5 protein-coding genes are annotated in these 8939 nt (G+C 73.7%); 4 read left to right on the top strand and 1 reads right to left on the bottom strand.

Annotated elements, in window-relative coordinates; all coding sequences use genetic code 11:
- Positions 1 to 182: 182 nt before the first annotated feature.
- Both FLX08_RS37105 and FLX08_RS37100 read left to right on the top strand, forming a co-directional pair.
- Positions 183 to 1904: an amylo-alpha-1,6-glucosidase gene (locus FLX08_RS37105; RefSeq protein ID WP_142624943.1), complete on the top strand. Its 1722-nt coding sequence runs from the start codon at positions 183 to 185 to the stop codon at positions 1902 to 1904.
- A 114-nt stretch (positions 1905 to 2018) separates the two neighbouring features.
- Complete coding sequence (locus FLX08_RS37100; protein WP_142624942.1) at positions 2019 to 3590, top strand: protein kinase domain-containing protein; 1572 nt, start codon at positions 2019 to 2021, stop codon at positions 3588 to 3590.
- Here the strand turns inward: FLX08_RS37100 and FLX08_RS37095 are convergent.
- Positions 3577 to 4065, bottom strand: coding sequence for an Lrp/AsnC family transcriptional regulator (locus FLX08_RS37095; protein ID WP_142624941.1), 489 nt, complete (start codon positions 4063 to 4065; stop codon positions 3577 to 3579). The genes FLX08_RS37100 and FLX08_RS37095 overlap by 14 nt on opposite strands.
- Before the next feature lie 205 nt (positions 4066 to 4270).
- Between FLX08_RS37095 and FLX08_RS37090 the strand changes: the two genes are divergently transcribed.
- Complete coding sequence (locus FLX08_RS37090) at positions 4271 to 7792, top strand: indolepyruvate ferredoxin oxidoreductase family protein (protein ID WP_244313163.1); 3522 nt, start codon at positions 4271 to 4273, stop codon at positions 7790 to 7792.
- Positions 7789 to 8928, top strand: a complete 1140-nt coding sequence (locus FLX08_RS37085; RefSeq protein WP_142624939.1) for an acyl-CoA dehydrogenase family protein — start codon at positions 7789 to 7791, stop codon at positions 8926 to 8928. Before FLX08_RS37090 ends, FLX08_RS37085 begins: the two co-directional genes overlap by 4 nt.
- Positions 8929 to 8939 lie beyond the last annotated feature (11 nt).

The raw sequence follows: 8939 nt of genomic DNA, 5'->3' as shown, positions 1-8939 counted from the left end.
GCTCGGCATCTACCACTACATCGGCAACAACAACCAGGAGTGGAACGCCATCATGGCCACCGCCGTGGTCGCCTCCGTCCCGGCCGCCGTTCTGCTCATCGTCGCTCAGCGTTACGTCGCCGCCGGGGTCACCGCCGGCGCCGTCAAGGACTGAGCCCTTTTCTAGAAGGGACCCCCTCTTCATGACCGTCGCCGCTTCAGGCCCGGTGTTCTCCCTGCGGGAAATCCCGTTCAGCTACCGCGGCTCCTGGTTCGGCTTCTCGCCGGTGGTCGCCCAGAACACCTACGCGCGGGACGTGCATCTGGTCTCCCATCAGACCGGCATGCATCCGATCCTGCGGCTGGCGCCGTCCGCGGACAGCGACGTCACCGCCACGCCCCACCGGCTCACCTGGAGCCGCGCCGACGGCCGGATCGACCTCGCGTACGAGAACGCCGACACGGTGCGGCTGCGCGGCCGGGGCCTCGGACTGAGCCTCCTGGCCGCCGACCCCGTCCTGACACCGTTCAGCGGTCCGTACTTCTACCAGGACCCGGCGGACGGATCGTTCGTCTTCACCGTCTACCAGACCGGCCGCCGTTATCGGGTGACGGTGCTCGCCGGGCAGGCCGAGGCGCGGGGCGCCCAGGCGCTCGGCGCCGCGGAGCGGGGCGTCGTGCTGAGCGGCGAGTGGGAGATCGCCGTAGAGGAGTACGAGACCGCCCGCGCCCCCTACACCCGCACGGACGCCTTCGAGCGGGTGGCCGAGGCGGCGCGGGCCGAGTTCGACGCGTTCACGGCGGCGGTCGCGCCCTGGCGCAGCGACCGGACGCCCGCGGCCGGGCTGGCCGCCTACGTCCTGTGGTCGGCGACCGTGCGCCCCGCCGGGTTCGTCACCCGGCCGGCCGTGCTGATGTCCAAGCACTGGATGGACAAGGTCTGGAGCTGGGACCACTGCTTCAACGCCATCGCCCTCGCGGACGGCCTGCCCGGACTGGCATGGGACCAATTCCGGGTGCCCTTCGACCACCAGGACGAGGCGGGTGCGCTGCCCGACTCCGTCACCCATTCGGAGATCCTCTACAACTTCGTCAAGCCGCCCATCCACGGCTGGGCCCTGCGTCACCTCCCGCCGGCCGCCGATTCAGAGGAGGTCTACCGGCTGCTGGAACGCTGGACCGGCTTCTGGCTCACGGCGCGGCGCGTCCCGGGCCGCGAACTGCCGCACTACCAGCACGGCAACGACAGCGGCTGGGACAACGCCACCACCTTCGACCCCGAACGCGTCGTGGAGACCGCCGACCTCGCCGCGTTCCTCGTCCTGCAGATGCGCGAGCTGGCCCGGCGGGCCCCGGACCCGTCCGCGGCGGCCCGCTGGTCCGGCGCCGCCGACCGGATGCGCGACGCGCTGCTCGCCGAGCTGTGGACGGGAGAGCGGTTCGTCGCCCGCGGAGCGCATTCGGGGCGCACCTGGCCGAGCTCCAGCCTGCTCGACCTCATGCCCATCGTGCTCGGCGACGAGCTCCCCGAGCCGGTGCACACGGCGCTCGCCGCAGGCATCGCCGCGCATCTGACCGCGTTCGGGCCCGCCACCGAGCACCCCGAGTCCGAGCACTACCAGGACGACGGCTACTGGCGGGGACCGATCTGGGCCCCCTCGACCGTGCTCATCGAGGACGGGCTGCGTCGCGCCGGGCATGCCGGGCTGGCCGACGAGATCAGCGCCCGTTTCCGCGGGCTCTGCGAGCGGTCCGGCTTCGCGGAGAACTTCGACGCGCGCACCGGCGAGGGGCTGCGCGACCGGGCCTACACCTGGACGGCCAGTGCCTACCTCATCCTCGCCGCCGCCCATGAGAGGCGGCACGAACGGCGACACGAGCAGCAAAGCGGACGGCGGGCACAGCCGGCGGACACCCCCGCGTAGCCGCCGCCCCGCCACGTCCTGTTCACGGGGTTCCGGCCGTTCTCGCCTGGCCTGTCCGAGAGGATAGGTTGGCTCCCGATCATCAGGGGGAGTGGCCATGAGGAGGTGCGGGACGTGGTGCCGTCCACGCTCGGCGGGCGTTACGAGCTGGAGGAGCTGATCGGCCAGGGCGGGATGGGCGAGGTCTGGCGGGGCCGGGACCTGCGCGCGCACCGCCCGGTGGCGGTGAAGATCCTCACGCCGCAGGTCGCCGGGGTCGCCTCGCGGGAGCGCTTCGCCCGCGAGGCCCGGGCCGCCGCCCGTATCGTGCACCCGAACGTGGTGACGGTGCTCGACGTGGGCGAGCAGGACGCGCGGCCCTACCTGGTGATGGAGCTGCTCACCGGCCGCAGCCTCGCCGCCGAGCTGCAAGACCGGGGCCGCTATGGCGTGGCGGAGGCGTGTCACCTCATGAGCCAGGCCGCCGCCGGCCTGGACGCCGCGCACCGCGCCGGGGTCGTGCACCGGGACGTCAAACCCGCCAACCTGCACCTCACCGCCAGCGGCGTGCTCAAGGTGGTCGACTTCGGCGTCGCCCAGGTGGCGACCGAGGCGGCGCGGCTCACCATGGTGGGCACCGTCGTCGGCACCGCCGCCTACCTGGCTCCCGAGCAGATCGACGGCAGGGGCGGCGGGTCCGCCTGCGATCTCTACGCGCTGGGGTGCGTCTGCTACGAGCTGCTGTGCGGGCACCCGCCGTTCACCGGGTCGGCCCCCGAGCTGGTCTATCAGCACATCCACCAGGCCCCGGCGCCGCCCGGACGGCACCGCCCCGACATCCCCGCCGAGCTGGAGCGCCTGATCATGGCGTTGCTGGCCAAGGAGCCCGCCTCCCGGCCCGCCGACGCGGAGGTCGCCCGCCGGATCCTGGCGGCCGTCGCCCTTTCGGCCGCACGGCCGGCGTGGGAGGCGGGAACGCCCGCTCCGCCCCAGGCGCCCTACGCGGGCGGCGCGCGGGCGGGCGACACGGCGCTGCTCGACACGGCGCTGCTCGACACGCCGCTGCCCGACACGCCGCTGCCGGACACCCCGCTGCCCGGCACCCAGCCGCCCGGGGTCACGTCGCCCACCGCCCCGGCGGGCCGTACGGCGGGGATGTCGCCCGAGCGGCGCACGCTCCTGCGGCTCGGCGCCGCGGTGGCGGGGCTCGCCGTGGTCACGATCGGGGTGGCGGCCCTGTCCGACGGCGGCGGGCAGGCGGAACCCGCCGTCGCGGCCCCGTCGCCGGAGGCCACCCCCACCGGGACGTCGCCCACCCCGGCGAGGAAGGTCTCACCCAGCCCGACGCGGGCGACCCCCCGGCCGTCCCCGAAGCCGTCGCCCACGCCGTCTCCTCCGCGGTCCGGACGCCCCGTCTACCGCAACTATCAGGAGTGGCTGGCCGCCTTCGACCACGCCCTGCAGGAGCAGGAGAGACGGGGCGGCATCGAGCCGAGGCTGGCCCGCGACGCCCACGAGGCGATCAGGAAGACGGCCAGGGACATGTCCAGAGGCCAGGGCAGAGGCCGGGGAGGAGACAGGAGCGACAAGGCCGCCCGGCGCATCCGCGACATCCTGATCAAGCTCCGGCAGGCGCACCAGGCCGGCAGGATCGCCGACGGCCCGCTGGTCGACTTCCTGAACGCCACCGGCATCAGCGGGCGGTAGGACCGGGAGGACGATGACTGAGGTCCTCGACCGGCCCCAGGTCGCGGGTCCACGAGCCGAGCACGAGCAGGGTCTTGGTGCCGGTCACGTCGCCGGCGCGGCGCAGGCGGTCGATGACCTGCTGGAGGTGGCCGAGGTCGCGGACGCGGACGTGGATGAGCGCGTCCGGGTCACCGGCGATGGTGAACACCTCCTGCACCTCCGGCACGTCCGTGGCGGTACGGACGATCTTGCCGACCGGCGTCGTGCCCGGGTAGCGCAGCTCGGTGAACGCCTCGATGCCCCAGCCGAGCTTGGCGTAGTCGATCCGCACGGTGAAGCCCGTGATGACGCCGATCTCGCGCAGGCGGTCGACCCGCCGCTTGACGGCGGCCACCGACAGGCCGATCTCGGCGGCCATCTCGGAGAAGGTCCGGCGCCCGTCCTCGCGCAGCAGGCGCAGCAGCCGGTGGTCGATGTCGTCGATCTCCGCCATGACATCTCCCTCTCCGACCCGACTCCGACTCCGATGCCGACTCCGACTCATGCCGACTCCGACTCCGACGCAAAGAACCGTAGCCGTCCGAGGCGGAGTTCTCCATCTTTTTGCGTCTTATCGGCCGGTTCTCGCGCGATGCTTGCGCGTACGCCCGGAGGGTTGGTGTGCTGTGGGTCACTCCCCGACCTCAGGAGGTTCGCCCGTGTCCAGGCCTCCCGTCTCGCTCGACGACAAGTACGCGGCCGAGCGCGGCACCGTGCTGATCTCGGGCGTCCAGGCCCTCGTACGGCTGACGCTGGAGCAGCGCCGCCTCGACGCGGAGCGCGGGCTGGACACCCGGGTCTTCGTCTCCGGATATCCCGGCTCGCCCCTGGGCGGGGTCGACCTGGAGATGGCCAGGGCCGCGCGGTTCCTCGAGGAGGCGGGCGTGGTGGCGCGGCCCGGCCTCAACGAGGAGCTCGCGGCCACGGCGGTCGCGGGCACCCAGCTTCTCGCCCAGGTGCCGGGCCGCAGGCACGAGGGGGTGACCGGGTTCTGGTATGGGAAGAACCCGGGCCTCGACCGGGCCGCCGACGCGATCCGGCACGGAAACCTCGCCGGCACCGCGCCGCTCGGCGGGGCGGTCGCCTGGATCGGCGACGACCCCGGCAGCAAGTCGTCGACCGTGCCCAGCTCGTGCGAGCCGATGTGCCAGAGCCTGTCGATGCCGCTGCTCGCCCCCGGCTCCGTGGCGGAGGTCGTCGAGCTCGGGCTGCACGCGGTGGCGCTGTCGCGCGCCACCGGCCTCTGGGCCGGACTGAAGATCGTCGCCGACGTCGCCGACTCCTCCGCCACCGTCGACCTCGGATCGCTGCGCGAGACCATCCGGACCGGCGTCCCGGTGCCGGAGCGTGCCGACCGCGGGGCGCCGCCCACCCTGGTCGGCCCGGCCTCGCTGGACGCCGAGCACGACATGCTCACCCGCAGGCTCGGGCTGGCCCGCGCGTACGCCCGCGCGCACGGCCTCAACCGGGTGACCCACGACGCGCCGCGGGCCACGACGGGCCTGCTCGCGTCCGGCACCTCCTACGCCGTCGTCCTGCGCGCCCTCGCCGACCTCGGCCTGGACGAGGCCGCGATGGACCACCTCGGCCTGCGGCTCATCCGGCTCGCCATGCCGTTCCCGCTCGCGTACGACGATCTCGCCGCCATGACCGACGGGCTCGACCGGGTGCTCGTGGTGGAGGACAAGGTGCCGTTCCTGGAGGGGCACCTCAAGCAGGCGCTGTACGACACCGGACAGCGTCCCGACATCCTCGGCCGGGAACTGCTGACCGCGCGCGGCACACTCGGCGCCGAGGACGTCGCCGGGGCGCTCGCCACCTGCCTCGGCCCGGACCGCCTTCCCCGGCAGGCGGCCGTCCTCACGCACGGCCCGGCCGCCGGCGGGGACAAGCGCCGTCTGCTCCCGCTGGTCGCCGCCCGCACGCCGTACTTCTGCTCGGGATGCCCGCACAACGCCTCCACGCGCGCCTCCGACGACACGCTGGTGGGCGCGGGCATCGGCTGCCATGCCATGATCGCCCTGGACGGGAACGGACGCGGCAGGCAGGTCGGCATGACGCAGATGGGAGGCGAGGGCGCCCAGTGGTTCGGCCTGGCCCCCTTCACCTCAGACCGCCACTTCACCCAGAACCTCGGTGACGGCACCTTCCATCACTCCGGTTGCCTGGCCATCCGCGCCGCCGTCGCGGCCGGCGTCTCGATGACCTACAAGCTGCTCTACAACGACGCCGTCGCGATGACCGGCGGGCAGCGCGCCGAGGGCCGGCTCGACGTCCCGGCGCTGACCCGGTCGCTGGTCGCCGAGGGCGTGCGCCGGATCGTGGTCACCACGCCGGAGCCTGAGACCTACCGCGCCGTCCGGCTCGCCCCGATCGCGTCCGTACGGCACCGCGACGATCTCCCGGAGGTGGAGAAGGAACTCGCCGCGATCGACGGGGTGACCGTGCTGATCCACGACGACCGCTGCGCGGCCGAGGAACGACGGCTGCGCAAACGCGGCAAACTGCCCACGCCGACGGCCAGGGTCGTGGTCAACGAGCGCGTGTGCGAGGGCTGCGGCGACTGCGGGAACGCCTCCACCTGCCTGTCGGTGCAGCCGGTGGAGACCGAGTTCGGCCGCAAGACCCGCATCCACCAGGCGTCGTGCAACTCCGACCTGAGCTGTCTCAAGGGCGACTGCCCGTCGTTCCTGCTCGTCGAACCCGCCACTGTGCCTCGCCCCGGGGCTTCGCGTCCGGTGCCCGGACCGCCGCCGGTGGCGCTGACCGAGCCCGTGTCGCGCTTCCCGGACCGCTCGGCGCTGCTGCGGATGCCCGGCATCGGCGGCACGGGCGTGGTGACCGTCTCGCAGATCCTCCAGATGTCCGCCCACCTCGACGGCCTGCACGCCGCCGGGCTCGACCAGACCGGGCTGGCCCAGAAGGGCGGCCCGGTCGTCAGCGACGTGCGGATCTCCCCGCGGCCGATCACCGGCTCGGTCCGCGCCGCCCGCGGCACCGCCGACGTCCTCGTCTGCTTCGACGTGCTCGGCGCCGCCGCCGACGACACCCTCGCCGTCGCCGCGCCGGGGCGCACGGTCGCCGTCGTGAACACCGCGATCGTGCCCACGGCCGCCATGGTCACCGGCCGCGCCGCGCTCCCCGGGCCCGAGGACGCGGTCGCCCGCATCGCATCGGCGACCGTGCCCGAGGCGGGCCTGCACCTGGACGCCGGAGCGCTGTCCGAGGCGTTGTTCGGCGACCACATGCCCGCCAACCTCGTGCTCGTCGGCGCGGCCTACCAGCACGGCTGCATCCCGATCTCGGCGGACGCGATCGAGAGCGCCATCCGCCTCAACGGTGGTTCCAGCAGTGCTTCCGTGGAGCAGAACCTGACGGCCTTCCGCTGGGGACGGGCCGCCGTGATCGACCGCGAGGCCGTGTTCCGGGCCGTGTCCCCGGCTGTGTCCCGGGCCGGGTTCCCCCGGCAGGAGACGGGCGCGCCGCCCGTCGCCGACGGGCTGGAAGAGAGCCTCGCCGTTCGGGTCGCCGACCTGACCGGCTACCAGAACGCGGCCTACGCCCGCTCGTACGAAAAGGACGTGCGCGAGGTGGCCGCGCTGGCCGCCGAGCGGGCCGGGGAGGAGGCAGCCGCGCGCATCGGGCTCGCGTACGCCCGGGGGCTGCACAAGCTCATGGCCTACAAGGACGAGTACGAGGTCGCCCGGCTGCACCTCGACCCGGTGGAACGGGCCCGGCGCGAGCGGGAGTTCGGCCCCGGCGCGGCCGTGTCGGTGCTGCTGCACCCGCCGCTGCTGCGGGCGATGGGCCTCAAGCGCAAGATCAGGCTGCGCCGCTCCGCCGGGGTCGTGTTCCGCGGGCTGCGGGCCGCCCGCGTGCTGCGCGGCACCGCGTTCGACGTGTTCGGGCACGCCGCCGTCCGCCGGGTGGAGCGTACGCTGGTCGTGGAGTATCGCGAGCTGGTGCGGCGCGCGCTCGACCGGCTGACCCCGGCGACCGCCGCGGCCGTCGCGGAGATCGCCGCCCTGCCGGATCTGGTCCGGGGGTATGAGGACATCAAGCTCGCCCGTGTCGCGGAGTTCCGCGACCGCGCCGCCACCCTTCTCGCCGAGCTGAACGAGCCCGCCCACGAGTCCGCCCACGAGTCCGCCCACGAGTCCGCCCTCCAGGAGTCATCGTGACCGTCGACCGCCTGCTGCCCGGCGAGGACGCCCGGGACCTCATCGACCTGACCCGTGAGATCGCCGACAAGGAGCTCGCCCGCCGCGTCGACGAGCACGAGCGCGCGGAGACCTATCCCGAGGGCCTTTTCGCCATGCTCGGCGCCGCCGGGCTCCTCGGCCTGCCCTACGCGGAGGAGTACGGCGGCGGCGGTCAGCCGTACGAGGTGTATCTGCAGGTGCTCGAGGAGCTGGCCGCCCGGTGGGCCGCCGTCGCGGTCGCGGTCAGCGTGCACACGCTGTCGTGCCTGCCCCTGGCCGTGTACGGCACGCCGGAGCAGCGGGAGCGCTGGCTGCCCGACATGCTCGCCGGGCGGCGGATCGGCGGCTACAGCCTGTCGGAGCCCCAGGCCGGGTCGGACGCCGCGGCCCTGGCCTGCAAGGCCGAGAAGACGGAGGACGGCTACCGGATCACCGGCACCAAGGCCTGGATCACCCACGGCGGCCTGGCGGACTTCTACGCGTTGTTCGCCCGCACCGGCTCCGGCCAGCGCGGCGTCTCCTGCTTCCTCGCCCCCGGCCACGCCGACGGCCTGACCTTCGGCCGCCCCGAGGAGAAGATGGGCCTGCACGCGATCCCCACCACCACCGCCCACTGGGACGGCGTGCTGATCGACGCCGACCGTCTCATCGGCGAGGAGGGCCAGGGCCTGCCCATCGCCTTCGGCGCGCTCGACTCGGGCAGGCTGGGCATCGCCGCCTGCGCCGTCGGCCTCGCCCAGGCCGCGCTCGACGAGGCCGTGGCGTACGCCAAGGAGCGCGAGACGTTCGGCAAGAAGATCATCGACCATCAGGGGCTCGGGTTCCTGCTCGCCGACATGGCCGCCGGGGTGGACTGCGCCCGGGCGACCTACCTCGACGCGGCCCGCCGCCGCGACGCCGGCCTGCCGTACAGCAGGCAGGCCAGTGTCGCCAAGCTCGTCGCGACCGACACCGCGATGCGGGTCACCACCGACGCGGTCCAGGTCTTCGGCGGGTACGGCTACACGCGCGAGTTCCGCGTCGAGCGCTACATGCGCGAGGCGAAGATCATGCAGATCTTCGAGGGCACCAACCAGATCCAGCGCCTCGTCATCAGCCGCCACCTCGCCCGCTGAGATCTACCTGC

The organism is Microbispora hainanensis (assembly GCF_006874475.1).
In the GTDB taxonomy this organism is placed as follows: domain Bacteria; phylum Actinomycetota; class Actinomycetes; order Streptosporangiales; family Streptosporangiaceae; genus Microbispora; species Microbispora hainanensis.
The sequence above is the reverse complement of the archived record's forward strand: the minus strand, read 5'-3'. Positions and strand labels throughout refer to the sequence as shown.

What these genes read in the sequence shown, in the direction of transcription:
- FLX08_RS37105 (WP_142624943.1), top strand. Translation starts at nt 183, where the DNA reads ATGACCGTCGCCGCTTCAGGCCCGGTGTTCTCCCTGCGGGAAATCCCG.
- FLX08_RS37095 (WP_142624941.1), bottom strand. Translation starts at nt 4,065, where the DNA reads ATGGCGGAGATCGACGACATCGACCACCGGCTGCTGCGCCTGCTGCGC.